26 protein-coding genes and 1 tRNA gene are annotated in these 23,786 nt (G+C 64.9%); 15 read left to right on the top strand and 12 right to left on the bottom strand.

Going from position 1 to position 23,786, the window contains the following annotated elements; translation table 11 throughout:
- The first annotated feature begins 2 nt into the window (after positions 1-2).
- The 3 genes from AC1DW2_RS00405 (at position 3) to AC1DW2_RS00395 (ending at position 4,624) form a co-directional block, all read left to right on the top strand.
- Positions 3-818, top strand: coding sequence for an NUDIX hydrolase (locus AC1DW2_RS00405; protein ID WP_283016827.1), 816 nt, complete (start codon positions 3-5; stop codon positions 816-818).
- Positions 819-897: 79 nt separating this feature from the next.
- Positions 898-1,812 (top strand): DMT family transporter, encoded by a 915-nt coding sequence (locus tag AC1DW2_RS00400; RefSeq protein ID WP_283016826.1) that lies wholly within the window; start codon positions 898-900, stop codon positions 1,810-1,812.
- Between the two features lie 124 nt (positions 1,813-1,936).
- Positions 1,937-4,624 (top strand): PAS domain S-box protein, encoded by a 2,688-nt coding sequence (locus AC1DW2_RS00395; protein ID WP_283016825.1) that lies wholly within the window; start codon positions 1,937-1,939, stop codon positions 4,622-4,624.
- Between the two features lie 8 nt (positions 4,625-4,632).
- Here AC1DW2_RS00395 and AC1DW2_RS00390 read toward each other — a convergent pair whose 3' ends face one another.
- Positions 4,633-4,986: a GrlR family regulatory protein gene (locus AC1DW2_RS00390; RefSeq protein WP_063986297.1), complete on the bottom strand. Its 354-nt coding sequence runs from the start codon at positions 4,984-4,986 to the stop codon at positions 4,633-4,635.
- A gap of 260 nt (positions 4,987-5,246) precedes the next feature.
- Here AC1DW2_RS00390 and AC1DW2_RS00385 point away from each other — a divergent pair, with 260 nt between their 5' ends.
- Positions 5,247-5,741, top strand: coding sequence for a hypothetical protein (locus tag AC1DW2_RS00385; RefSeq protein WP_283016824.1), 495 nt, complete (start codon positions 5,247-5,249; stop codon positions 5,739-5,741).
- A 50-nt stretch (positions 5,742-5,791) separates the two neighbouring features.
- Here the strand turns inward: AC1DW2_RS00385 and AC1DW2_RS00380 are convergent, their stop codons facing one another.
- Complete coding sequence (locus tag AC1DW2_RS00380) at positions 5,792-6,178, bottom strand: VOC family protein (RefSeq protein ID WP_283016823.1); 387 nt, start codon at positions 6,176-6,178, stop codon at positions 5,792-5,794.
- A gap of 181 nt (positions 6,179-6,359) precedes the next feature.
- Here AC1DW2_RS00380 and AC1DW2_RS00375 point away from each other — a divergent pair, with 181 nt between their 5' ends.
- The 3 genes from AC1DW2_RS00375 (at position 6,360) to AC1DW2_RS00365 (ending at position 7,842) form a co-directional block, all read left to right on the top strand.
- Entirely contained in the window at positions 6,360-6,932 is a 573-nt protein-coding gene (locus AC1DW2_RS00375; protein WP_283016822.1) for a hypothetical protein, read from the top strand.
- Between the two features lie 162 nt (positions 6,933-7,094).
- The gene (locus AC1DW2_RS00370) at positions 7,095-7,613 is read left to right on the top strand and encodes a hypothetical protein (RefSeq protein ID WP_283016821.1); all 519 of its coding nucleotides are present in this window, start codon (positions 7,095-7,097) and stop codon (positions 7,611-7,613) included.
- 152 nt (positions 7,614-7,765) lie between these two features.
- Positions 7,766-7,842, top strand: a tRNA-Arg gene (locus AC1DW2_RS00365).
- A 50-nt stretch (positions 7,843-7,892) separates the two neighbouring features.
- Here the strand turns inward: AC1DW2_RS00365 and AC1DW2_RS00360 are convergent.
- From AC1DW2_RS00360 to AC1DW2_RS00345, 4 genes are all read right to left on the bottom strand, one after another.
- The gene (locus AC1DW2_RS00360; RefSeq protein WP_167768065.1) at positions 7,893-8,045 is read right to left on the bottom strand and encodes a hypothetical protein; all 153 of its coding nucleotides are present in this window, start codon (positions 8,043-8,045) and stop codon (positions 7,893-7,895) included.
- 189 nt (positions 8,046-8,234) lie between these two features.
- Positions 8,235-9,200 carry an AraC family transcriptional regulator gene (locus tag AC1DW2_RS00355; RefSeq protein ID WP_283016820.1) on the bottom strand — a complete coding sequence of 322 codons (966 nt, stop codon included), beginning with the start codon at positions 9,198-9,200 and terminating at the stop codon, positions 8,235-8,237.
- A 146-nt stretch (positions 9,201-9,346) separates the two neighbouring features.
- The gene (locus AC1DW2_RS00350) at positions 9,347-9,565 is read right to left on the bottom strand and encodes a hypothetical protein (protein ID WP_225048974.1); all 219 of its coding nucleotides are present in this window, start codon (positions 9,563-9,565) and stop codon (positions 9,347-9,349) included.
- A 141-nt stretch (positions 9,566-9,706) separates the two neighbouring features.
- Complete coding sequence (locus AC1DW2_RS00345; RefSeq protein ID WP_071912916.1) at positions 9,707-9,985, bottom strand: hypothetical protein; 279 nt, start codon at positions 9,983-9,985, stop codon at positions 9,707-9,709.
- Between the two features lie 311 nt (positions 9,986-10,296).
- On the opposite strand from AC1DW2_RS00345, the gene AC1DW2_RS00340 reads away from it, so the two are divergent.
- Complete coding sequence (locus AC1DW2_RS00340) at positions 10,297-10,758, top strand: host attachment protein (RefSeq protein WP_283016819.1); 462 nt, start codon at positions 10,297-10,299, stop codon at positions 10,756-10,758.
- Positions 10,759-10,788: 30 nt separating this feature from the next.
- On the opposite strand, the gene AC1DW2_RS00335 is transcribed toward AC1DW2_RS00340, so the two are convergent.
- Positions 10,789-11,052 carry a hypothetical protein gene (locus tag AC1DW2_RS00335; RefSeq protein WP_063982649.1) on the bottom strand — a complete coding sequence of 88 codons (264 nt, stop codon included), beginning with the start codon at positions 11,050-11,052 and terminating at the stop codon, positions 10,789-10,791.
- Positions 11,053-11,343: 291 nt separating this feature from the next.
- Between AC1DW2_RS00335 and AC1DW2_RS00330 the strand changes: the two genes are divergently transcribed.
- The 3 genes from AC1DW2_RS00330 (at position 11,344) to AC1DW2_RS00320 (ending at position 13,605) form a co-directional block, all read left to right on the top strand.
- Positions 11,344-11,790 (top strand): hypothetical protein, encoded by a 447-nt coding sequence (locus AC1DW2_RS00330; RefSeq protein WP_063982650.1) that lies wholly within the window; start codon positions 11,344-11,346, stop codon positions 11,788-11,790.
- A 98-nt stretch (positions 11,791-11,888) separates the two neighbouring features.
- On the top strand, positions 11,889-12,761 hold the full coding sequence (locus AC1DW2_RS00325; RefSeq protein WP_283016817.1) for a DMT family transporter: 873 nt from the start codon (positions 11,889-11,891) through the stop codon (positions 12,759-12,761).
- 97 nt (positions 12,762-12,858) lie between these two features.
- Positions 12,859-13,605, top strand: a complete 747-nt coding sequence (locus AC1DW2_RS00320) for a hypothetical protein (protein WP_063982651.1) — start codon at positions 12,859-12,861, stop codon at positions 13,603-13,605.
- 56 nt (positions 13,606-13,661) lie between these two features.
- On the opposite strand, the gene AC1DW2_RS00315 is transcribed toward AC1DW2_RS00320, so the two are convergent.
- Both AC1DW2_RS00315 and AC1DW2_RS00310 read right to left on the bottom strand, forming a co-directional pair.
- Positions 13,662-13,982, bottom strand: a complete 321-nt coding sequence (locus tag AC1DW2_RS00315; protein WP_071912924.1) for a histone — start codon at positions 13,980-13,982, stop codon at positions 13,662-13,664.
- A gap of 66 nt (positions 13,983-14,048) precedes the next feature.
- The gene (locus tag AC1DW2_RS00310) at positions 14,049-15,440 is read right to left on the bottom strand and encodes a cryptochrome/photolyase family protein (protein WP_283018886.1); all 1,392 of its coding nucleotides are present in this window, start codon (positions 15,438-15,440) and stop codon (positions 14,049-14,051) included.
- 169 nt (positions 15,441-15,609) lie between these two features.
- On the opposite strand from AC1DW2_RS00310, the gene AC1DW2_RS00305 reads away from it, so the two are divergent.
- The gene (locus tag AC1DW2_RS00305) at positions 15,610-17,340 is read left to right on the top strand and encodes a methyl-accepting chemotaxis protein (protein ID WP_283016816.1); all 1,731 of its coding nucleotides are present in this window, start codon (positions 15,610-15,612) and stop codon (positions 17,338-17,340) included.
- A gap of 138 nt (positions 17,341-17,478) precedes the next feature.
- On the opposite strand, the gene AC1DW2_RS00300 is transcribed toward AC1DW2_RS00305, so the two are convergent.
- A complete protein-coding gene (locus tag AC1DW2_RS00300) occupies positions 17,479-18,138 on the bottom strand; it encodes a peroxiredoxin (protein WP_014494579.1) in 660 nt (219 codons plus the stop codon).
- Positions 18,139-18,519: 381 nt separating this feature from the next.
- Between AC1DW2_RS00300 and AC1DW2_RS00295 the strand changes: the two genes are divergently transcribed.
- Positions 18,520-19,092, top strand: coding sequence for a hypothetical protein (locus tag AC1DW2_RS00295; RefSeq protein WP_028154483.1), 573 nt, complete (start codon positions 18,520-18,522; stop codon positions 19,090-19,092).
- 53 nt (positions 19,093-19,145) lie between these two features.
- Here AC1DW2_RS00295 and AC1DW2_RS00290 read toward each other — a convergent pair whose 3' ends face one another.
- Entirely contained in the window at positions 19,146-20,999 is a 1,854-nt protein-coding gene (locus AC1DW2_RS00290; RefSeq protein WP_166342244.1) for an alkaline phosphatase family protein, read from the bottom strand.
- Between the two features lie 499 nt (positions 21,000-21,498).
- On the opposite strand from AC1DW2_RS00290, the gene AC1DW2_RS00285 reads away from it, so the two are divergent.
- The gene (locus AC1DW2_RS00285) at positions 21,499-21,945 is read left to right on the top strand and encodes a hypothetical protein (protein WP_283016815.1); all 447 of its coding nucleotides are present in this window, start codon (positions 21,499-21,501) and stop codon (positions 21,943-21,945) included.
- An 18-nt stretch (positions 21,946-21,963) separates the two neighbouring features.
- On the opposite strand, the gene AC1DW2_RS00280 is transcribed toward AC1DW2_RS00285, so the two are convergent.
- On the bottom strand, positions 21,964-22,806 hold the full coding sequence (locus AC1DW2_RS00280) for a GNAT family N-acetyltransferase (protein ID WP_283016814.1): 843 nt from the start codon (positions 22,804-22,806) through the stop codon (positions 21,964-21,966).
- Positions 22,807-22,906: 100 nt separating this feature from the next.
- Between AC1DW2_RS00280 and AC1DW2_RS00275 the strand changes: the two genes are divergently transcribed.
- Positions 22,907-23,611, top strand: coding sequence for an SDR family oxidoreductase (locus AC1DW2_RS00275; RefSeq protein ID WP_283016813.1), 705 nt, complete (start codon positions 22,907-22,909; stop codon positions 23,609-23,611).
- Positions 23,612-23,786: the final 175 nt, after the last annotated feature.

Genomic DNA, 23,786 nt, shown 5'->3' with positions numbered 1-23,786 from the left:
GAATGCCCGAGACATCAGCATCACGCCCGGCTTCGACCATCCTTCTGCTCCGTGACGGCGCAAAGGTCGACGGCAAGAGCCGCGACGAAATCGAAGTGTTCATGATGGTCCGCCATCATCAGATCGAGTTCAACTCGGGCGCGCTGGTGTTTCCCGGCGGCAGTGTCGATGCCGGCGACAACGAGATCGTCGCCCGTGCTGACCTCTATTCGGGCGGCGAAGCCTTAAGTGAATCGGATCGCGGTTTTCGGATCGCCGCGATCCGCGAGACCTTTGAGGAGAGCGGTATCCTGCTGGCGCGGGCGAAGGATTCGGGGACGCCGATCGATGCCATGCGCGCCGGCGAGATCGCCGACAAGCATCGCGTCGCCCTCAACGAGCACAAGATCAGCTTCCTGAGTATCCTCGCCGACAACGGCCTCCAGCTCGCGCTGGATACGCTCGTGCCCTACGCGCACTGGATCACGCCAGAGGGCATGCCGAAGCGGTTCGACACCTGGTTCTTCCTCGCGGCCGCACCGCCCGATCAGCTCGGCGCCCATGACGGCCGGGAGTCCACCGACTCGATCTGGGTGTCGCCGCGCGAGGCGGTGGAGGGCGGCGAGAGCGGCCGCTTCAAGCTGCCGTTCCCGACCACGCGCAACCTGATCCGGCTCGCCAAGCAGGGTAGCGTGGGCGCCGCGCTGGAGCATGCCCGCGGCATGTCGGTCGTCACGGTGATGCCGGTCATGACCAAGACCGAAACCGGCCGCCAACTTCGCATTCCCCGCGAAGCCGGCTATGACGGCGAGGTGTTCGAGGTCGGGGCGGTCGGCTAGGATACTTCGATACCAAACGAAGTATTGGCGGCCACGGACGCGCTAGGTTCTGTCCATCGCGAATGGACGGACGTTCAAAATGGATCAGGGACAGGACACCAACATCGCCGTCGAGCTGGCGCTGCTGGTCGCGCTCGCAACGCTCTGGGGCGGCTCCTACACCTTCATCAAGCTCGGCGTCGCCACCATTCTGCCGCTCACGCTGATCGCGGCGCGCACCACGATCGCCGGTCTGCTGCTGCTCGTCGTCATGTGGGCACGCGGCATCAGGATGCCCATGGATGCCGCGACCTGGCAGCGCTTCGCGTTCCAGGCCGTGCTCAACAGCGTCATCCCCTGGACGCTGATCGCCTGGGGCGAGCGTCATGTCGACGCGTCGCTCGCGACCATCCTCAACTCGGCCGGGCCGATCTTCACCTTCCTGCTCACGGCCGTCGTCACGCGCCACGAGGTGACGACGCCGCGAAAACTGTTCGGCGTGGTCGCCGGCATGGCGGGCATCCTGCTGATCGTCGGCGTCGACGCCTTCCACGACGTCGGCAGCGGCCTCGTCGCGGAGGCCGCCATCGTCGCCGCCACCATCTGCTACGCTTGCGCCGCGATCTTCGGCCGCAGCTTTAAAGGTCTCGATCCGATGGCACCGGCCGCCGGCTCGCTGCTGGCGGGCGCGGCGGCGCTGATCCCGGCCTCGCTGATCGTCGAACAGCCCTGGACGCTGTCGCCCTCGCTGAGTTCCGTGCTGGCGCTGCTCGCGCTGGCGACCTTCTCGACCGCGGCGGCGTTCGCGATCTACTTCCGCCTGATCCAGACGCTGGGCTCGGTCGGCACCACCGCGCAGGCCTATCTGCGCGTGCCCATCGGGGTCGCCATCAGCGTCGCCTTCCTCGGCGAAACCCTGAGCCGGACCGTCTGGATCGGGCTTGCCTGCGTCGTCTTCGGCGTCGCCGCCATGACGATCCCGGCCCGGCGGCCGGTCAGCGTCAAAACGTCATAATCAGGTGGGGAGAAGGGCGGCGGACTCGCGATATTAAGGATATTCGGCAGCGCGAGGCATGTTCCCCCGGGGCCGCAAACCATCGTATATTGGGCCTCCAATAGCCCGGTCCTCAAAAGCCCCAATGTCCGCCGAATTGACGCCGACCCCTGAGAAAAAGCGAACATTCTCGCTCTCCATCGGCCAGCTCACCTTCGGCAGCTTCCTCCTGGTGCTGGCGGTGATCATCGTCACCTCGACCGCGAGCGTGATCGCGATCCGGCACATCGATACGACCTTCGCCGAGTTGCAGCGGCTCCAGAGCGTCGGCGACCTCGCCGAGGACATCGACCGCCGCATGAACGAGCTGCGGCTCGCCGCGCGCGACTTCGTCACCGATCCCGGCGCCGGCACCCAGTTCAAGCAGGTCGGCGAGGCGGCCTCGACACTGAACGACATCCTGAGGAAGACCCGCATCGAGCTCGCGCCCGAGCAGCAGGACATGATCGACGGGGTCACCGAGCGCCTTGCGACCTATCGCAATGGCCTCGAGCGGATCTCGACCCTGATCGACCGCCGCGCCCAGCTGCTCGCCGGGCTGCCGCCGCTGCGCGACCGGTTCGACGTGGCCGTCGGAGCCGCGGCGGACCGCGAGCTCGCCTCCCGCCTGTCGGAATCGCAGAGCCGGATCGCACTCGGGCTGCTCGCGCGCAACCCGTCCGCCGCCGAGCAGGCCGCACAGGGGATGCGGGCGATGGACATCGCGGACGCCAGGCTGAAGACGGCCGTGAACGACTATGCCGAGGCCATCATCGCGGTGGCGGTCCGGGAGCGGCAGATCGCCGATATCGACCGCGAGGTGCTGGGCACCGAGGGCCGCCTGATCGGCCGCGTCACGGAACTCCTGCGCGAGGTCAGCGCCCGGCGCGGCCACGTGCTGTCGCGCGATTTCGCCCGCACGCTGACGGAGGCGCGGTGGCAGAGCATCGTGTTCGGCACCATCGGCGTCTTGATCGGCATTCTCGCGGCCGGCTTCGTGGTGCGGCGGACCGTCCGGCCGCTTGCGAAGATCGCGAGATCCATCCGCGCGCTCGCAGCGGGCGAGAAGGACACCTCGATCCCGTCGGCCGACCTCGACAACGAGATCGGCGACATCGCGCGCGCGGCCGAAGTGTTCCGCCGCGCACTGGAGGAGGCCGACACGGCGCGCGAGGCGGCGGTGCGGGCGCTCACCGAGCAGCGCCTCGCCGAAGAGAGCTACCGTAAACTGTTCGAGGGCTCGGTCGACGGCATCTATGTCACGACGCCGGCCGGCGATCTCCTCAACGCCAATCCGGCGCTGGCGCGGATGATGGGCTATGACAGCCCGCAGCAGCTCATCGACAGCATCAACGACATCGCCCACACCATCTACGTCCACCCCGAGGCGCGCGCCGAATATCAGCGGCTGATGGCGCGCGACGGCATCGTGCGCGAGTTCGAGTACCAGGTGCGCCAGCGCAGCGGCAACATCCTGTGGCTGTCCGACAGCGCCACGGGCGTGCGGGACGAGGCGGGCAACATCGTCCGCTACGAGGGCACGCTGCGCGACATCACCGACCAGAAGCGGGCGGAAGACGCCATCGCCGAAGGACGGCGCCTGCTCCAGCAGGTCATCGACACCGTGCCCGCGGTCATCAACGTCAAGGACCGCGAGCTGCGCTACGTGCTGATGAACCGCTACATGGCCGGCATCTTCGGCATCGAGCCCGCCGATGCGCTCGGCCGCACCACCGCGGATCTGATGTCGCGCTACGGCGCAGCCAAGACCGACGAGAACGACAAGCGGGTGCTCAGGCTTCGAAAAGGTCTCGGCTTCTACGAAGAGGAATACAAGGATTCCTCCGGCAACATGCGGCAATGGCTGGTCAACAAGTTGCCGCTGCTCGATGCCGACGGCGAGATCGAGCGGATCGTTACCGTGGCGCTCGACATCGGCGAGCGCAAGCGCGGCGAGCAGGAGATGCGCAAAGCCAAGGAATCCGCCGAGACCGCGTTGCGAAACCTGCGCGAGACCCAGGCCTCGCTGATCGAGGCGGAGAAGCTCGCCGCGCTCGGACGGCTCGTCGCCGGCGTCGCCCACGAGGTCAACAATCCCGTCGGTATCAGCCTCACGGTCGCATCCGCGCTGGAGCGCAAGACCGCGATGTTCACCTCCGAAGTCGAGCGCGGCGAGCTCCGTCGCTCCACGCTCAACGACTTCCTCAACACCAGCCGCGATGCGTCCTCGCAGCTCGTCTCCAACCTGAACCGCGCGGCCGAGCTGATCCAGTCGTTCAAGCAGGTCGCGGCCGACCGCAACTACTCGGACCAGCGCAGCTTCGATCTCGGCGACCTCACCGAGCAGGTGGTGATGAGCCTGCGGCCGGGCTTGCGCAAACACAATCTGACGCTCAACGTCGAGTGCCAGCCGAGCCTGACCATGAACAGCTATCCCGGCCCGTATGGCCAGGTGCTGACCAATCTGTTTCTCAATTCGGTGGCGCACGCCTTCCCGGACGGCCGGCCGGGGATCATCGACATCCAGGTGCGCGAGTCCGGCAAGGACAATGTCGAGATCATTTTCTCGGACAATGGCTGCGGCATGTCGCTCGACGTCCGCCGGCGCGCCTTCGATCCGTTCTTCACCACGCGGCGCGACCAGGGCGGCACCGGCCTCGGACTGCACATCGTCTACAGCATCGTCACCAATCGCCTCGGCGGGCGGCTCGATCTTGATTCCGAGCCGGGCGAGGGGACACGCATCCAGATCATCCTGCCGCGCACCGCGCCGCTCGAGCAGGCTGCGGAATAGTCCCGCGCCTAATCAGCTTCCGCGAGCTTGTGCAGCGTGGCGCCGAAAATCAGGCTGGCCTTGCCGACGAGCGCTGTGCCCGTCATCTCGGCGCGGGTGTCCGTGTAGGTCCCGCTGACGCCGATGCCGACCGGGGCAGGGCCGCCGAACAGCGGATTGTCATCGCCCCGCGGCGAAGTGTGCCGTTGCACCAGCACCTCGCCTTTGAAGGTGTGGTCGTCCTTCACGACGTAGCTGCCGGTGTAATAGAGGTACGCATCGCCGCCAAGAATCTTGCCGTCGCGAAAAAGAATCACGCCGCTGCCCTTGCCGACTCGACCATCGAGCAGGTTCACGTGAATCGAATAGAGGCCGTTCTTCATCACGTCCCACAGGCCGGCCGCCATCGCCCAACGGCGTAACCGGTAGAGCTTTTATGCCAAAGCGCGTTCCCGCGCGCAACGCGGCAGTTTGCCGGGCTGCGGTGCGATCTTGCCGCCGCCAGCCGTAGTTGTCCCGGCTTGTCTATGACACCACCATGACTGTCTGATCATGACGCGAGGCCAGTCGTTGCGAATCAAGTTGGCCCGCGAAATGCATAACCATTGTTGCACTGGCCGCGGGGTGCTGGAGCAAGACAAACGTGAGCAACTGGATCGATTCCGGCGGCGATGAGCCGCGTCTGTACAGTGTGCGTCCCACGATTTGCGAAACACAACGGCCGACTGGCGGCGCGCCACGCTGGCGAAGCATGGTGAGCCTCACTTGCACCCTGGCCTTGATCGCGCTCGCAGTCCCCTCGGGGCATGCGCGCGACCGCGGCCAGTTCGTCAACACCAATGCCGAATTGAAGGCGTGGTTCGACGGCCTGCGCAGCGGCAAGGGGCCTTGCTGTTCCGATGCCGACGGCTCGGCGCTCTCGGACACTGACTGGGAGAGCAAGGACGGACATTATCGTGTCCGCATCCCGCGCCTGGGCCACGTGCTCGACGGCCAGCAGCAGGAGCTCGTCTGGGTTGACGTGCCCGAGGAGGCCGTCATCTCGGAGCCGAACCGGGTCGGCCGCACCATGGTGTGGCCGATCTACGGCTACATGGGCGTCGCCATCCGCTGCTTTATGCCTGGCAGCATGAGTTAGCCGGGCGAGCGCACGCCCGGCCTCTCGTCGACCTCAGATGCGGCGCCGCGTCAGGTGTATTTCTTGTCGCGCTCGAGCAGCTCGATGGAGATGCCTTCCGGGCCGCGGATGAAGCAGATGCGCACGCCGGGCCGGATCGTGGTCGGCTCGCGCGTGAAGGTGACGCCCTTGGCCTTGATCTCGGCCGCGACGGCGTCGATGTCCTTCACGGTGAGACCGAAATGGTCGAGGCCCTGATGCGGGTGCGGCGGCGGCGGGTTGACGGCGTTGTCGCCCTCGAGTGATGCGATGAAGATCTTTGCGCCGCCGAGATTCACGTCGATCCGTCCCGGTGCGCGCACGACCTCGCCGCCGAGGATGTCCCGCAGCCAGGCCGCTGTGGCCTCCGGGTCGGGACTGCGCAGATGGACGTGATCCCAAGTGACGACGACTGGCATTTCATGTTCTCCCAACGGGGTCTTCGATGTTGCAGCGCATGTTAGCGGCCCCGGCTGGTGATCGCCACCGTCCTTGCCGACTCGGCCTGAGCGCGGGAACCTTAGTTCGTCTCCCGGATTAAGGTAAACAGTGGCCGAGTCCGTCGTCGAACGAACTCCGGCCGCGGTCGGTGATACAGCCATGAACGCCAGGTTTGACCGGATCGGGTGGGGACGTTTCGCCGGGAGCGGCGAGCGCCTGGCGCGAGCCGTGACGATCGCGAGCGTCTCGTTCGGGCGAAGCCTGCTCTGGCTACTGGCGGCGATCATCGTCGGCTGCGGGGTGTGGATGCTGCTGCCGCTCTCCAGGGGCAACAGCACCGAGCCGGTGAAGTCTGACGTGGCAACGGTCGAACCGGCACCTCCGGGCAGTACGGCGGCGGCGGTCTCGCCGATTTCCGAAGCTCAGGCGTCAGCCGCGGCAGAACTCGATCGCCTCAAAATCTCATCGCAGACCTGGCGCCGTGGCGGGCTCGGCTCGAAGGCGTTGGTAACGTTCACGCTGCGAAACGACAATGACTATGCCGTTAAGGATCTGGAGATCGTCTGCGCGTTCACGCGGCGCGATGGCAGTCATCTCACCGACCGCAGCCGCGTGCTTGCCGACACGGTAACGATGAAGAGCCGCAAGACCTTTGCGCGTATCGCTGTCGGCTTCATCAACGTTAACGCCGATCAGGCGAAGTGTTCGCTGGTCGCAGCACGGCGCGCGTAACGCCCGGCAGTTCCCGGTAGCGGAAAAGTTACTGTCCGCAGCCCTTGGCCAAAAAACTTGGCGTTGCCATTTGAACCAAGGGCCGGGTGCAGGAACCAATTAGAGTATCGCCGGTTTAAGGCGAAGAGCCCACGCGGGGATGCGGGGGGCGGAGCGTGGCCGATGCCCATTTTCAGGTACTTCGTTTTCGTCGGTGGAGCGTTGCTCGCACTGTTGTTCGCGGCGGATTACGTTCTGCCATCGCAACCGGTCGCACGGGCCATCGTCACCGCAAGCAACGATCAGCCCTTGATCCGGATCCGGTCGGATCGCCACTTGCCTGAGCGTGTCGTGCTCGACACCAGCCAGCCGACGATTGCCGCACCCGCAGTGAAGACCGCTGCGGTCGTTGCGCCTCAGCCGCCGGTGCAGGAGGCCGCTTCGCCGGAGCTGGCCGAGATGTCGGCCAAGGCCCGGGTGCGCGAGACCTTCGCCCAGTTTACGCCGGCCCCGAAGGCCAATGCCGCTGCGGCCAGGAAGACCGAGGCCAAGCCGCAAGTTCAGGCGCAGGCTCAGCTCCCTCAGGTCCAGGCTCAGCCCAAGCGCAAGGTCGCCAGGGCGCACCCGGCGCCGTATCAGGGCCGGCCGATGATGCTGGTCGCCCAGCAGCCCCATTTCGGTCTCTTCAATACGACTTGGTGAGGGCGCCTCCGACCCGTCTCGAAACGAGACGGGGAGGGCTTTTTATTGGTCAATCTCTCTGCTAATTCGAACCCATCCGAACGCCGTCCGGTGCGCTGGCTTGCCAGCCGCGGTCAGGCGCTTCTCGGTTGCGGCCCAATACCCGGGCCGGGGCGCTCGTAGCTCAGCTGGATAGAGCATCGGATTTCGATTCCGAGGGTCGGGAGTTCGAATCTCTCCGAGCGCGCCACTTGCCAGGCCGGAGCCTTGAGGCCCGGCCGGCCCAATTCGCGGGTCCCCTTACTTGCCCTGGATCTTCAGCCCATTGGGGCCGACATTGATCTGCAGGCCGTCGGGCTGCTTTTTCGCCTGGTAGAGGTTGTAGCCGAGCACGGCTGCCGTGACGACCAGTGCGCCGATGATCAGAAACAACAGATTGCGGCTGATGGACATTCATTTCCCTGAACCACTTGGTTGACGGTGAGAAAAACCCCGCGTGTGGGTTGCGCGGGGTGTTTCAGTGCGCCCCGGGGCGGGCCGCGGCACATTGCTCGGACTTGCTAACGTGGTTCGAAGGAGCAGGTTCCCTGGCGGCCCGGCGCCGTGGGCCCAAGCAACATCACCACCGCTAAACCCGTGATCTCAGCTTGCGGAACGGCAGGTGTGGCGGGCCCGTGCCAGCGTGTCGGAGGGCGCCTCGTGGAAGGTCGCGCGGTAGGCCGCGGCAAACTCGCCGAGGTGATGAAATCCCTGGGCGCGTGCGCACGTGGCGACCGTCGCGCCGCCGCCCTTGAGCAGCCGCGAGCGTGTGGCCCACAGCCGCTTCAGGCGGATGTATTGATGCAGGCTCATGCCGCGCACCTTGCTCACCGCGCCGCCGAGCGTTCGGACCGAAACGCCCAACTCGCCGGCGAGATTGGCCGTATAGATCGGAGCGGTCGGATAGGCCGAGACGTAATCGTCGATCTGTTGCACGAGCCTGGCCGATCGCGCGCCTGCATTCGGGGCGGTGCGATCAGACGACTGGTCGATTTGAAACAGGTCGTCGAGGGCGAGCAACAGGCCCTCCTGGAGATGCGCGGCGACCTCGGTGGTTTCGAACATGTGCGGCTCTACGGACGCGGTCCGCAGGATGTCGAGAACAAGCTGACGCGCGTAGAGATGCGCCACGGGGTCCGCGATGCGAACCCACAATGTATCGGCGCGATCGAACCAGCCGCGATCCCTGAGCGCGGGGGAAAACATGATCAGCGCGTGGTAGTTGGTCTGATGCTCGACGAAATGACAATGATGATTGCCGCGCAAGGCGATGAAAACGCGCGAGTCGAGTTCGATCCCGCTCGAGCTGGCGCGCAGATCGTCGGTCATCGGCAGGATCACCATGCCGCCCGGTGCGCGATAGGCGGTATCGAGAATCCGCGCAAACGACCTCGCCACGATGATCCGGCACCCCGGCAGGTTCACGATCGCACGCGCCGCAGCGAAGTTGGCGACGTCGAGCGGAATGCTGCGGGCGTCTTCCATCGACTCGGCCGGTCGAAACGCGTCGACATCGGAAAACCGGATCAACTGGAGCGCGGAGGAGGGGGCGAGAGCGTCGAAGAACATGCTTCTGGCCGAATGCTGAAATGTGACAATTAAATGAAAATCGATACATCGCAATCAATGGCGAAACAGGATGATTCAGTAAACCGGATTCCGGGCCGTAGTATTGCGGACATCATGCCACGCGGCGCGGCGGGTCGATGTCACCGTCAACGGTCCCGGTTCATCGGTTGGCCTGAGGCGAGGTCGATGAAATGGAGACGCGTGCAGGCGGGACAGGCGAAGGACTCGAAGCTCCGCCCCTCGAGCCGCCGCCCCTCAAGCCTCCGCTCGTCAAGGCTCCGCTCGTCAGGCCTTGGCTGCCTCTCGAGATGCGTCTGCACATTCATGCCCGTCTGAGGGCATCGGAAAACAATGAAATCCGCCATCGACGCAGAATGACGGCACATCGAATTTCATCTTTGATCTAGATCAGTTTTGGAATCGCTCCACGCAAGCCGCGAGCACGCGAATGGACACAACGCGCGATCTCGCAAAAGCGAAGGGGCCCGAGAGGGCCCCTTTGGAAATCACCAGCGGCGATAGCGTGGTCCGTAATAGCGAGGCCCATAGGCGCGCGGCCCATACCCATAATATCGGGGCCCGTAATACGGCCGCGGGCCGTAATACCCATCATAGTTCGGGCGCCAGAAACAGCGTCCCCAGGCGTCGCAGACCATGCGGACCTGCTCGACGTCGGAGACCTGCGGCGTCGCAGGTGCGGGCGCGATGGGCATGGCGGACGCCGCCGGTGATGCCATGATGGCACCGAACAGGGATGCGGCGACGAGGCCAGTCTTGAGATTCATGATGTCTTCCTCTGCTTACGCAATACAGGATATCGAAGTTGTTCTGATCAAATTGTGGCGGAACCGAAATGTAATGCTGATGAACAAATCTTCAGCAAAGCTCGCCGCAGACCTGACCTTTCGCTTCGCAAGACTATCCCAGGTTCGCGCGCGTGACCAATGCTGCGCTTGCACTGGCGCTGCCTGGCAGGACATTGCGTTCATCTTTGATCCTGCGCAATTCGCCGGCACGACTTCATCCCTAGTCTTGCCGTAGCCAGCGCTTCGAGGAATTCGAAGAGCAGGCTCGCGAGATTGCCTGGAGCTGTGCAATGGACAAGATGAGAATAGACAAGGGTGACTGGCTGATCGTGTGCGACGGGCGCAAGGCGCTCATTTTGGAAAACCTCGGCGACGAGATGTTTCCGAACCTCCACACCCGGGAGGTGCACGAGCAGCCCAATCCCTCGACCAGTGCGCAAGGGACCGATGCGCCGGGCCGGCTGAACGCCGCCGTCGGCGGCGCGCGCAGCTCGGTCGAGCAGACCGATTGGCACGATGAGGCGGAGCGTGCCTTCCTGCGGAGCCTGGCCGGCCGGCTCGATGCCGCCGTCAGCGCGGGCGAGACCTCGGCCCTGACCATGGTGGCCTCACCACGCGCGCTCGGTATGATCCGCGCCGATTATTCGGTCGTGGTGCGCAAGGCGCTTCAGGGCGAGGTCGGCAAGGACCTCGTCAAGCTGCCGGTCTACGAGATCGAGAAGCAATTGCTGCTGTCGGGCGCCGCCAAATAGCGGCCCCCGCAGAGGACGCGCCAGCGCCCCTCAGAAGCAGGGGTGCCGGCGGCCGTCCTGGCCGATATAGGTGGCCGAGCTCTGGTAGCAGCGGTTGTTCGACGGGCCGTCGTAGAAGGCGAAGGTGCCGGGGGTAACGCCGGGCCCGTAATTGTGCAGATAGCTGATCGGGTAGGGCAGCGGGTTGGTGTAGTGGCGGTGGTACCGGTGATGTCCCCGCGCCTCGGCAAGGCTGGGGGCGAGGATTGCGGCCGACAGGGCAGCAACCGCGGCTACAAGCTTCAACGTGCTCATCTCGATTCTCCGGAACCCGCGCGAATAGGTCAGGTGTTTATAGCCATTTCGAGCCGCCGGGACACCCGTCCGGCACCCCGAAATCGGGGCCAATCCCGCCGATTCCCGGGTGGGTGTGACAGAATTGCCCGGAGCAGGGTCGAAGGCTGCCCATTTTTGGCCTTTTCGGGATGCTTAACGAATTCCCCACACAAGTATGGCCAAAGAGAATTCGCTTAAGAATCCTGTTGCCGGCCCTTTGGGGGTCCTTCGAGGCCGGTCCATTCCTGAAGGCTTTCGCCGTCACGCACCATGCGCATCACGCTTTTGAGCCTGCTGTTGCTCTCCGTCGCCGCCGCCACGCCGGCGCGCGCCGAGCTGCACATCACCCGTGACCACGGCGGCTACGTCGAGGAGTACAAGGCCAAGTACAAGCGCGTCCGCGAGAAGGGCGAGCGCGTCATCATCGACGGCATCTGCAACTCGGCCTGCACCCTGGTGCTCGGCATGGTGCCGATGAACAAGATCTGCGTGACGCCGCGCGCCAGCCTCGGCTTCCATCAGGCCTATTACGACAAGGCCTTCACCTTCGGCATCAAGGTCACCAGCGCGGAGGGGACGTCCGACCTGATGTCCTATTACCCCAACACGGTGAAGGACTGGATCCGCCGCAATGGCGGGCTCACCACCGACATGAAGAAGATCAAGAACGGTGTCGAGCTCTGGAAGATCATCGACCCCTGTCCGGAAGAATGGTGAGCGGCTGAGCTGCGCTCCCGCTGTCCGTCGCAGCGCAGCATCGCTCGTTCGGAAATTCGCGTTGCCGCATAGGCCCCGGTCGGGCAATGAGGGCGGCAATGAACCATAATCAAGAAGCCCCGACCGCCCGCGCCGCACCGATCCTGTTCGTCGTGCTCTGGAGCACCGGATTCATCGGCACCAAATACATCATCAACAACGCCGATCCCTTGACCTATCTCGCCATTCGCATGGCGATCGTGGTCGGCCTGATGGCGATCATCGCAGCAATCGCACGACCGAAATGGCCGGACCGTGTCGACGTCGCGCATAGCGCCGTTGCCGGCATTCTCGTCCACGGCTTCTATCTCGGCGGCACGGCCATTGCGATCGCGCATTCGATCCCGGCCGGACTCTCGGCGTTGATTCCGGGCCTTCAGCCGATCCTGACCTCGACCATCGCCAACCGCTGGCTCGGCGAACGCGTGACGCCGGTGCAATGGGCGGGGCTGGTGCTTGGCCTCGGCGGTGTAGCGCTGATCCTGCACGGCCGTCCGATGACCGGCGAGGCGGGGCTCGGCTGGCTCGCCTCGGTGGTGTCGCTGATCAGCATCACGCTCGGCACGCTCTATCAGCGCCGCTACTGCAACCACATCGACTGGCGCGCCGGCAATCTCGTGCAATATATCGCCGTCACCGTCTTCTTCACGGTCGGCGCCTTCCTGTTCGAGGACCGCGTGGTGCACTGGACGCGGGAGTTCGTGCTCGCGCTTGCCTGGCTCGCCGTGGCGCTCTCGATCGGATCGATCGGGCTGTTGTACTGGCTGATCCGCCACGCAGCTGCGACCTCGGTTGCGAGCCTGTTCTACCTGGTGCCCGCCGTCACGGCGCTGATGGCCTATCTGCTGTTCGGGGAGAAGCTCGATGCGCTGGCGATTGCCGGCATGGCGATGTGCGCAGCAGCGGTGTTCGTGGTCAATCGGCGTTTCTAGGCAGGCAGGCCAGTACGTCGGAATACATCCCTGACGTGCGGCGCGCGCTCGTGCTAGGCTGGACTGATTTCAGCTTCCCTTTGGCAAGGTGATTTCCATGAAAAAAGCACGGCGTGCACTGCTCGGCAGGTCCTTGAGGCCGGTCCGGATTGCCTGCATCAACTACGCCGAGGAGATGATGAGCGAGCGGATGATGGGGAGGCTCACGGCGGCGCTCCAGAAATGCTACGACGAGCATTTCCTGCCGGTCTGGGGCTATCCCATCGATCTCGACGTCACCCGCAACCCGAAGCCGACGGACTGGCAGCTGCTCTATTTTGACGACGCCACCCACAAGAACTTCCTCGGGCGGCACGAGCTGACGCACCGCGGCCAGCCGATCTCAAAGATCTTTCTGAAGGCACTCGGCGAGGACGATCCGGTCAGCCTGGCGGCCTCGCACGAACTGTTCGAGATGGTGCTCGATCCCATGGCCAATCTGTGGGCCGACAAGACTCGGCACACCCAATATGCCTACGAGGTCTGCGACGCCGTGGAAGAGGAGTCTTTTCTCGTCAACGGCTTTCCGATGTCGAACTTCGTCTATCCGTCCTGGTTCGAACCGTTCGAGCATCCCCGCGGTACCAAGTTCGACCATATGGGGTCGCTCAAGGCGCCGTTCTCGATGACGGAAGGCGGCTATGTCATCAAGAAGGTCAACGGCCGGAAGGTGATCAAGCAGTTCGGCTCATCCGAGAAGCGGAGGCGCTTCGCCAAGGAGGACCGGCGCGGCCATCGCAGCGAATTTCGTGATCCGCAAGGCGAGCATCACCCGGGCCGGCGCGCAGCCAAGCGGCGAGGGTAGGGGCGGGAGAAGTCTCCGGGCGCGCCCGTACCCGGAGACCTGCTCGAGCCCAGCGATCAGCGCTTGGCCTTCTTTTTCGACTTGGCTGCCTTCTTCGCGGACTTCCTGGTGGCCTTCTTTGCAGCCTTCTTGGCCGCTTTCTTCGACGACTTCTTTGCAGCCTTCTTCGAAGCTTTCTTCGCAGATTTCTTGGATGCCTTCTTGGTCGCCTTCTTGGCTTTCTTCTTGGAAGCCTTCTTCGGCGCTACTTTCTTCGCGACCTTCTTGGCGGCTTTCCTGACCTTCTTGACGGCGGTGACTGCGGCTTCGCTGGTTGCTTCCACGGCGGTGGTGATCGTGTCCAGCGCCTGTTCGGTGATCGGCTTCTCGTCGTCCATATCGTCCCCCACGGTTTGTATGGAGCGATGACGATAGCGGGTTTCAAAATCGAGTCAAAGCAGCGCTCAACCTTTGCGGATCTTTGCGTAGGCTGCGAGCGCGCGCTCACGCCCCTTCGCGTGATCGACGATCGGCTGCGGATAGGTCTTGCCGAGCGTGACGCCCGCGCTCGCAAGCTCGATCGGTGATGCCTGCCAGGGCTGGTGGATCAGCTTGGCCGGCACGTCTTTCAGCTCGGGCACCCAGCGCCGGACATAGGCTCCATCAGGGTCGAACTTCTCGCCCTGGAGAGTTGGATTGAACACGCGGAAATAGGGTGCGGCGTCGGCGCCGCAGCCGGCGACCCATTGCCAGTTGGCGGGATTGCTGCCGGCATCCGCATCGACCAGCGTGTCCCAGAACCAGCTCTCGCCGTCGCGCCAGTCGATCAGGAGATGCTTGACCAGGAAGGACGCCACCACCATCCGCACCCGGTTGTGCATCACGCCGGTGTGCCAGAGCTCGCGCAGGCCGGCATCGACGATGGGATAGCCGGTGCGTCCGCGCTGCCAGGCGGCGAGCGCTTTCTTGTCTCCCTTCCAGGGAAAGCCATCGAAATTCGTTTGCAGGCTTTCGGTGGCAAGGCTCGGGTGATCGTGGAGGAGGTGGCGGCAGAATTCGCGCCAGCCGAGCTCGCTCAGGAACTTTTCGACGCCGGGCCCGATCGCGGGATTCTCCGCTGCGGCAAAGCGCGCGGCGTGCCAGACTTGGCGCGGGCTGAGCTCGCCGAACCTCAAATGAGGCGACAGGCTTGAAGTCCCCTCGCGATCCGGGCGGTCGCGATCGCCGACATAGACGCGCGCGGCGTGCTTGAGGAAGTCGCGGAGGCGCACGCGGGCCGAGGCTTCACCCGGGGTCCAGGTCTGGCGCAGGCCGCCAGCCCAGTCGGGCTTTGTCGGCTCGAGCGTCCAGCTCTCCAGCGCGTCGCTGGCGAGCTGCGGCGCAGGGCGTAGCTCCCGCGGTGCGGGCAGAGGCTTGGGCGGATCGCCCAGCGACAGCACCCGTCGCCAGAACGGCGTGAAGACGCGAAGGCCGCGGCCCTCCTTGTTGCGGATCGCCGAGGGTGGCACCAGCAAGTCGCCAGGGAAGCTCTGCGAGTCCACGCCGCGCTTTGCCAGCGCCGCTTCGAGCTGTTTCTCGACGGCCTGATGCGATGCCTGCGCGATCCCGTTCCAGTAGACCGCTCCTGCTCCGCTCTCGCGCGCCACTTCGGGGATCACCTTGGCCGCCGGCCCCTTGCGCAGGATCAGCGATCCGCCGCGCGTGGCGATCTCGGCGCCGAGCGCCCGCAGCGACTGCGCCAGCCACCAGCGCGTCGCACCGCCCGGTGCCCGTCCGGCCATCTCATCCATCACATAGAGGCAGATCACCGGCGCGCCTGTCTTCGCGGCAGCATGGAGGGCGGGATGGTCGGACAGGCGGAGGTCATCGCGGAACCAGACGATGACAGGCGGCGCGCTTGGCGTGGTCAGGGCAGGCCTCGTTTACAATTTGGCAAGCATGCCGCGTGCGGCGGTGTGAACCGTCGTTAATTCGGTCGTAAGCCGATTGCATGAATATGCAGGAATTCCGGGGGTAGTTCCATTCATGTCCAACCGTGCGACGGCAAAGTTCTTGCCGCAATTCAAGCTGGGTACCAAGGCCGTCCTGTGCGCCGTGCTGCTGATCGCCGTGAACACGGCGCTCGTGGTCGGCGCCGGCTACTGGTCGCTGACCTCCGCCTTCAACGATCGTGCACTGCGCGACATCGAGGTCAATTTGCGCACGCTGGCCCTGGCTTTTGCCGAGGTCGTTCCCGACGCGAAGATCACGATGCGGGATGGCGGGGTCGCGCGCGCCGAGATTCCCAAAATGCCGGAGTTCAGGGATCACGCCATCGTCGATCGCGCGGTGTCCTATGTCGGCGGCAACGCGACCCTGTTCGTGTTCGATGATGCGAGCGGGCAGTTCGTCCGCCGCTCGACCAATGTGAAGAAGGAGAACGGCGACCGCGCTGTCGGGACCCAGCTTGCCGCCGATCATCCCGGGCAGGCCGTCCTGCGCCGCGGCGAGGCGTACAAGGGCCCGGCCACGCTGTTCGGCAAAACCTTCATGACCGCCTATTTCCCGGTCGCGGATGCCACCGGCAAGGTCGTCGGCATTCTCTATGTCGGCATCCCCATGGCGCAGTTCGAGAGCATGCTGACCCAGGCCATCGAGAGCATGGCGATCGCGGCCGGTATCGCCGCGCTCCTGGTCCTGGTCCTCACCTTGCTGGTCGTCCGCCGTATCACCAGGCCGCTGACCTCGGTCACGCGCTCGCTGACGGCGCTGGCCGAAGGCAAGAGCGACGTCGAGATCGATTGCGAGGATCGCGCCGACGAGATCGGCGAGATCGCCCGCACGGTCGCCGTCTTCAAGAGCAACTCGCTGGAGCGGGCGCGCCTGCGCAGCGAGCAGACCGCGGCCACGGCTGCCGCGGCAGAGCAGCGCAAGGCGGAGCTGCGCAATTTCGTCGAGCAGTTCCGCGGCAGCGTCGGCGGCATCCTCGACAAGGTGCTGAGCTCCTCCGGTGAGTTCGAGCGGGTGGCGCGGCAACTCACCGACACTGCACGCTCCACCGCCGACCTGTCGGCGCAGTCGGCCGGCGCATCCGAGAACGCCTCCGAGCACGTGCGCACGGCGGCCTCAGCCTCCGACGAACTGTCCCAGTCGATCTCCGAGATCACCCGCCGGGTGCAGGAATCGAACGAGATCTCCGCCGAGGCGGTACGGCAGGCCGAAGCCACCGACCAGCGCATGGCGCAGCTCTCGGAAGCGGGGGCGCGCATCGGCGACGTCGTCAGGTTGATCACCTCGATCGCCGAGCAGACCAATCTTCTGGCGCTGAACGCCACCATCGAGGCCGCGCGCGCCGGTGACGCCGGTCGCGGCTTCGCGGTGGTGGCCCAGGAGGTCAAGACGCTCGCCGGCCAGACCGCCAAGGCGACAGACGAGATATCGAACCAGATCGCCAGCATGCAGCTTGCAACGGAGGAATCGGTCACCGCCATCAAGGCGATCGGCCAGACCATCGAGCGCATCAGCGGCATCGCGGGCTCGATCTCGGCCGCCGTCGAGCAGCAGAGGAGCGCTACCCACAACATCGCGGCCAGCGTTCGCGCTGCGGCCTCCGGTACTGCCGATGTCGCGGTCAATGTCCGTCACGCTGCCAAGGGCGCGAGCGAGACGGGAGAGACCTCCAGCCGGATGTTTGCCTCTGCCCAGGCGCTGTCAGGCGAGAGCCTGCATCTGAAGGCCGAGGTCGACAGCTTCCTCGACCGCGTGCACGCGGCCTAATCCAACTCGGTCATTTCCGGGGCGGTCCGAAGGACCGAACCCTGGTGCGCATTGCGCACCAGGGAATCTCTAGATCCCGGGTTCTGACGCATCACCCCGGGATGACTTCTTGCGGTCGCTATCCGCGATCGCCAGAAGTCACTTCGGCTGCGGCACGATCCGGATGTAGGGCTTCGGTTCCTTCCAGCCCTGCGGATAGATCGTCTTCGCCTCGTCGTTGGAAACCGAGCCGGCGATGATGACGTCCTCGCCCTGCGTCCAGTCGGCCGGCGTGGCGACGCGATGCTTGGCGGTGAGCTGAAGCGAGTCGATGACGCGCAGGATCTCCTGAAAATTCCGGCCTGTGGTCATCGGATAGACCAGCACCAGCTTGATCTTCTTGTCCGGCCCGATGATGAAGACGTTGCGGACGGTCTGGTTGTCGGCCGGCGTGCGGGTGAGGGGATCGCCCGAGGTCGAGGCCGGCAGCATCTCGTAGAGCTTGGAGACGTTGAAGTCGGTGTCGCCGATCATCGGGTAGTTGGGGGCGGCGCCTTGGGTCTCCTTGATGTCCTCCGACCATTTGGAATGGCGGTCGACCGGATCGACCGAGAGGCCCATCAGCTTGACGCCACGCTTGTCGAATTCCGGCTTCAGCTTGGCAAGCGCGCCGAGCTCGGTCGTACAAACCGGCGTGAAGTCCTTGGGGTGGGAGAACAGGAGAGCCCAGCTATTGCCGATCCAATCGTGGAACTTGATCTTCCCTTCGGTGGTCTCGGCTTCGAAGTCGGGCGCGGTGGTGCCGATCGGGAGTGTCATGGTTCTACCTCATCTCATTGAATTTACTTGGTAATTTATCTTCGGCCGTCGCGGTCAGTATAGGGTCTTCGCGGCCCTAAGTGAACCGCTTCAAGTAAAATGTGAATTTCTTCTCTGAAGGGCCGATTTCCTAGCACCTTTCTGTTACAGCCGCGCCTGCGACGAAACATCTCGACCGGAGCCGTACGGTCTCGATTGCCCCCATAAAGCCTTTTATGACCCGCATCACGCTCGCCCCGACGCCTCCGGAACCGAAATGGTCCTCGTAGCGACTAATCGGCAACCATTGAGAAAAGTCGCGATCCCCATATCGAATCATTAACCACCCCTTTACGCCCGCATGAAAATGCTGGTCGATCAGAAGAAATCTGGAAGTGAACTATGTCTGCCGCTGCGCATAAGTCTGTTGAGTCGCCGTCCCTCGAACCGTCCTGCCGCGATACCGCGGCTCATGCATTGACCGTCGTGCGCGACGGCGTGATCACGGGCGAAGGCCCGACCACCAAGGGCCGGGTCCACTTTTCCCGCTCGCTCGATGCAGATGACACCGCCTGGTGCGCGCGCATCCTGACCGCTACGGCCGTCAACGACCAGCCGGTCAGCCGCGCCGAAGCCGAGGCACTATTCGAGATCAATGAAGCCGCAACCGAGCGCACCGATGGCGGCCGGTTCGACGACCTGCTCGCCAAGGCCGTTGCCCATTACGCCGCGAGCGCCTCGGGCCTGAAGGTGCCGCCGCGCAGCGTTGCGCTGTCGGCAGAGTCTGAGATCGAGAGCTGGGCTCCGTCCTACGCCGCCAAGGTCAACAGCGAGATGCTGGAGTGGATCGCCGGACAGATGCGCGGCAAGCGCCAGAACAACCGTCGCCTGATGGCGATGGTGGCGACCTTCCTGGGCGCCACTGCGCTGCCTTTGGCGGGCCAATTGCCGAACGTATTCGACATCGGCATGTAAGAGTTAGACAGGACTATCGCGCCCCTTGCGAGGCGCGACAGACAGCGGCGGGGTTATTTCCCCGCCGTTTTTTGTTTGCCGGCGTCCGGCTCGAGCCCGAGCGTGCGGCCCGGGAAACCGGCGGCGTCGAAATAGCGCTGGCTGCCGACGCGCTGGAAGTTCAGCACGGTCACCAGGCCGCCCTCGGCGGGCTTGGACTTCAGCGTGCCGGTATAGGCCTTCGGCACGATGCCGTTGGGCAGGGCCTCTGACATCACGCGGCCGACAAGGCCGCCGTTCTGCGGGCCGCGCAGGCCCATGAGCTGGGCGGCCGTCATGCCGACGTCGGCATTGCTGACCGGGATCTGGCTGACATAGCCGGCTTTGAAGTCCGGACCGATCGCGGCCATGAAGTTCATCGTGTCGCCGCGGCTGAAGCTGCCATGCATGCCCTGGCCCTGGCGCAGCACGGTGTCGGCGACCTGCACCGAGCAGTTGGTCGGCGCCTCACCGCAATCGCTGGCATAGGAGCGGAAATTGACGACGATCGCCGGCGTTGGCGTCGCCGACTTGCCGCGCAGATTGATGCTCGACAGCGGCAGGGTACCGGGGATGCGGCCGAGCGAGTCGTCCACGAACAGGCCGGAGACGTAATCCTGCTCGAGCAGCGCCTTGACGGTCTTGACCGCCAGCTTCTTGTCCTTGTTCGGCAGGTAGATCAGGTCCGAGCCGCCATTGGTGGCGATGACGAGGTCAGGCTTGGTCGGATCCTTGCCGAGCACGCCGTTGCCGGCCTTCGGATGGGCGTTGCCGGTGACGGCGGCGTTCTTGTCGTTGGGGTCGAACAGCGGCAGGTCGAGCGCCTTGGCGAGGTCGATCGCCAAAAAGCCCATCGGCAAAAAGTCCTTCGGCGTGTCGTCATAGCTGACCTTGGCCGAGGGGCTGGTCTTGCTCTCCTTGGAGATGGTCGAGAAGCCGTGGTCGGCCTGGATCATGATGTTGGTATTCGCGGCCAGCCCGAGCTCGTCGAGCGCCTTGCGGAGCTGGGCGAGGTTGTTGTCGGCGTTCTTGATGCTCGCCATCGTGCTCGGGCCGTTGATGCCCGGCTTGATCTGGTTGAGGCTGTCGCCCTGGTTGTGCTGGGTGCCGTCAGGGTCGCGCGACCAGAACACCAGCACGAACGGCTTGTTGCGCGCCTTGAACATCGGCAGCACGGCCTTGGCGGCGACGTCGGCGAAATAAGCCTGCTGCGCGACGTTGGCGACGACGGTGCCGGGCGTCTTGGCATCGCCCGCCTTGGAATTGTCGCCGCGCGGTGGCGTGGCGAGGGGCAGACCGGCCTTGGTCAGCGCGTCCTTCACCTCGTCCGACAGCGCCACGCCGTTCTTGCCGCCGGTGGAGTCGTCGAACACGACCGAATGCAGGCCGGCCTTTTCGGGCTTGTCAGTGTGGTCGAACTGGTAGGTTGGACCGACCTTGCCGATCGCCGCGGTGCTGAAGCCCTTGTCGCGGGCCATCTTCAGAATCGTCTCTTCGTTGAGATAGTCGCCCTTGAAATGCTCGTCGATGTCGCCGAGCACGGCGTCGTTCTCGATGAAGGGGACCACGGTGTCGCCGGCGGGGACGGACGTATAGTTGGTCCAGATCGTGTTGGAGAACACGCCGGTGTCGCCGAGATAGTGACCGGTCGACATCGCCGAGCCGTTGGCCATGGTGAAGGTCGGGAAGAGCGAATGCGGGTTCTTGAAATTGACGCCCTTGTCACGGACCTCGGCCATCGCCGGCGCGGTCTCAGGCGTCACCTTCAGCGCGCGCAGACCATCGGGGATGAAGAGGATCAGGTTGCGGGGCGTGTTGTTCTGGGCGGAGGCAAGTCCTGTGGACAAGACTGTGAGCCCGGCGGACAGCAACACCAGTGAACGGCGCATCGAAATCTCCTGCGGTGAGGCGGCAATGGCCGCGACCGCGGCCCCCGGCCATCGTTTAGTTTTGCTGCATGACAGTTTTGTTACAAGACCCAAGGAGCAAGCAGAAGTGACGGGGAGGTGACCAGGCACCCACGGATGGGGCGTTGTCACGAGATCACAGTTATTGCGCCGTCATTGCGAGCGCCGCGAAGCAATCCAGAATTCCTCCGTGGCAAAACCCTGGATTGCTTCGCTGCGTTCGCAATGACGGAGGAGGCGACTTCAAGCAAAATTGCCGCCGCCAATTCGGCGAGCGCGATCAACTCCGATCAACGGGTCATGAGGACTACCCCGGAACGAAGTGTCTGAAATCAGCACAGAATCCCGGGCGACTTGCCGCACCAGGTACCCCGTTAATTCCGTGCCTTAACCAACAATTAATTATACGTTTGCGGGTGGGTGACGGCCCGGCCTAGCGTGCGGTGGGGAGCCGCCGAAGCCAAACGAGTTGGTGCGTATCATGATGTCCAGATCATATGGGGCGCTCTTCGCCTCGCTCAGCGCAGCCGCGCTGCTCCTTTCTGCCAATGACGGTTTTGCCAGGCCCGGCGCCACCGCCACCGCCGCGCACGGGATGGCCGCGCCTTCCGGCGCGATCGCGCGTCCGCAGATCGGTCCTGGCGCCCGGTTCCGCGGCCGCAACACGCCTTGGGTCTATTGGCCGGGCGGCGGCGGGTTCTACGACAACGCAGGCTATAACCAGCCTTTCGTCGATGCCGGGCAGCCGGCCTCCACCGACGTGCGTTACACCTATACGTACGACGTTCCCTGGGACTGGACCCATCGCTTCCCGCCGAATGTGGTGCCGTCCGACCGGCCCTATGTGCCAAGCTGCCCGACGGAGCAGGTGACGGTGCCCGGCCGCGGCGGCGGCGAGCACACGGTCAACATCATGCGCTGCTACTGAGCGGCGTCGTCCGCCCAGCTAGCCCAGCTCAAAACTGGTCACGCCGAAGACGCGGTCGATCCGCAGCGGCGGGATCGGCCCTGTGTACATCCGCGCCGTCTCGAACACCGGCTTGAGCCCGAGCGATTCCGCGAGCGCGATGGCCGCGCGATTGATCGCGGGGACGTCGAGGAAGACTTCGCCGCCGCCTGCGCTCGCCAGCAGCGCCTGCACGATCGCTTCCGCCGCTCCGCGGTCGTCGGCGACGAGCGGGCCGATCTTGTGGCCGGTCCGGCAGGGCCGGATCACCCCCCATGCCGCGAGCTCGCCGTCGCGCAGCAGCGCGCCGCCGAGATGGCCTGATGTGTTGATCCAGGCGCGCAGGAAGGTGCTGCGCGCGGCCGGGAAGACGGTCGCGTCGTCGGCTTCAACGAGCGCGAACGGGACATTGTCGAGCGCGACGATTTCGGCGGGTGGATTCGGCGGCGCGGCGACGATGCCGCCATAGCGGATATTGGCGTAGGCAAGCTGGAAGCCGGACTTCTTGTAATTATCCTGCTGCGCGACGACGCCATCGAGCCCGATCACGCGGGCGCCTGCATGTGCGATCGCCGCGTTCCAGATGCGCAGTCCGTGGCCGGCGCCGCGAAAGCCTGAGCGCACGATGTAGAAGCCGAGGAAGGCGAAGCGATCATCGAAATTGACGCAGGAGATTGTTGCGACCGGCTCGCCGTCGATCTCGCCGACGAAGAAGCCCTTCGCGTCCGGGATCGCGAAACAGGCGGCGTCGCCGAGGCCCGGATTCCAGCCCTCGGCCGCGGCCCAGTCGACGGCGATGGCGATCTCCTCGGGGCGAAAATTGCGGATCTGCAGATCGCTCATGACGGATGCCTTCGGCGGTGGACCTGGCGGCAGGTCCGGCGGTAGAAGGCCTCATGATAGGCCGGGCCCGGGGCTCGCCTCAACACAGGGATGATCGGTCATGGCAGCAGAGAAGGTCGCACTTGTCACGGCTGGCGGCAGCGGCATGGGGGCAGGGGCTGCGCGGCGGCTCGCGGCCGACGGCTTTCGCGTCGCGATCCTGTCGTCCTCCGGCAAGGGCGAGGCGCTGGCAGTCGAGCTCGGCGGCCTCGGCGTCACCGGCTCCAACAAGTCGAACGATGATCTGAAGCGGCTCGTCGACGGGGCGATAGCCAAATGGGGACGCATCGATGTGCTCGTCAACAGCGCCGGCCACGGGCCGCGCGCGGCGATCACGGAGATCACCGACGAGCAGTGGCACACCGGCCTCGACACCTATCTCCTCAACGTGATCCGGCCGACCCGGCTGGTGACGCCGGTGATGCAGGCGCAGAAGAGCGGCGCCATCATCAACATCTCGACCGCCTGGGCATTCGAGCCGAGCGCGATGTTTCCGACCTCTGCGGTGTTCCGCGCAGGCCTTGCCGCCTTCACGAAGATCTTCACCGACACTCATGCCGCCGACAACATCCGCATGAACAACGTGCTGCCGGGCTGGATCGACAGCCTGCCGCAGACCGATGCGCGGCGCGAGAGCGTGCCGATGAAGCGCTACGGCAAGGTCGAGGAGGTCGCGGCGACGGTGTCGTTCCTGGCGTCCGAGGGTGCCGCCTACATCACCGGCCAGAATATCCGCGTCGACGGCGGACTGACACGCTCGGTGTGAGTCGGCGCGCGGCTTCGCTCCGCCATTCTGGTGCACTTGTCGTAACGCGACGCGCGGCCTGCGCGGTGCGCCGCTGCGGCGGGGCGACGCGTGGCGTTCGGGTCACACTCGTCACTGGTCTTGCGCGATAAGTCACGGACTACGTCACAGTCCATACGAACTGCGCCGCAGACCG

This window comes from Bradyrhizobium sp. P3_C3 (assembly GCF_056402655.1).
This window is presented reverse-complemented; position numbering and strand designations above follow the sequence as displayed.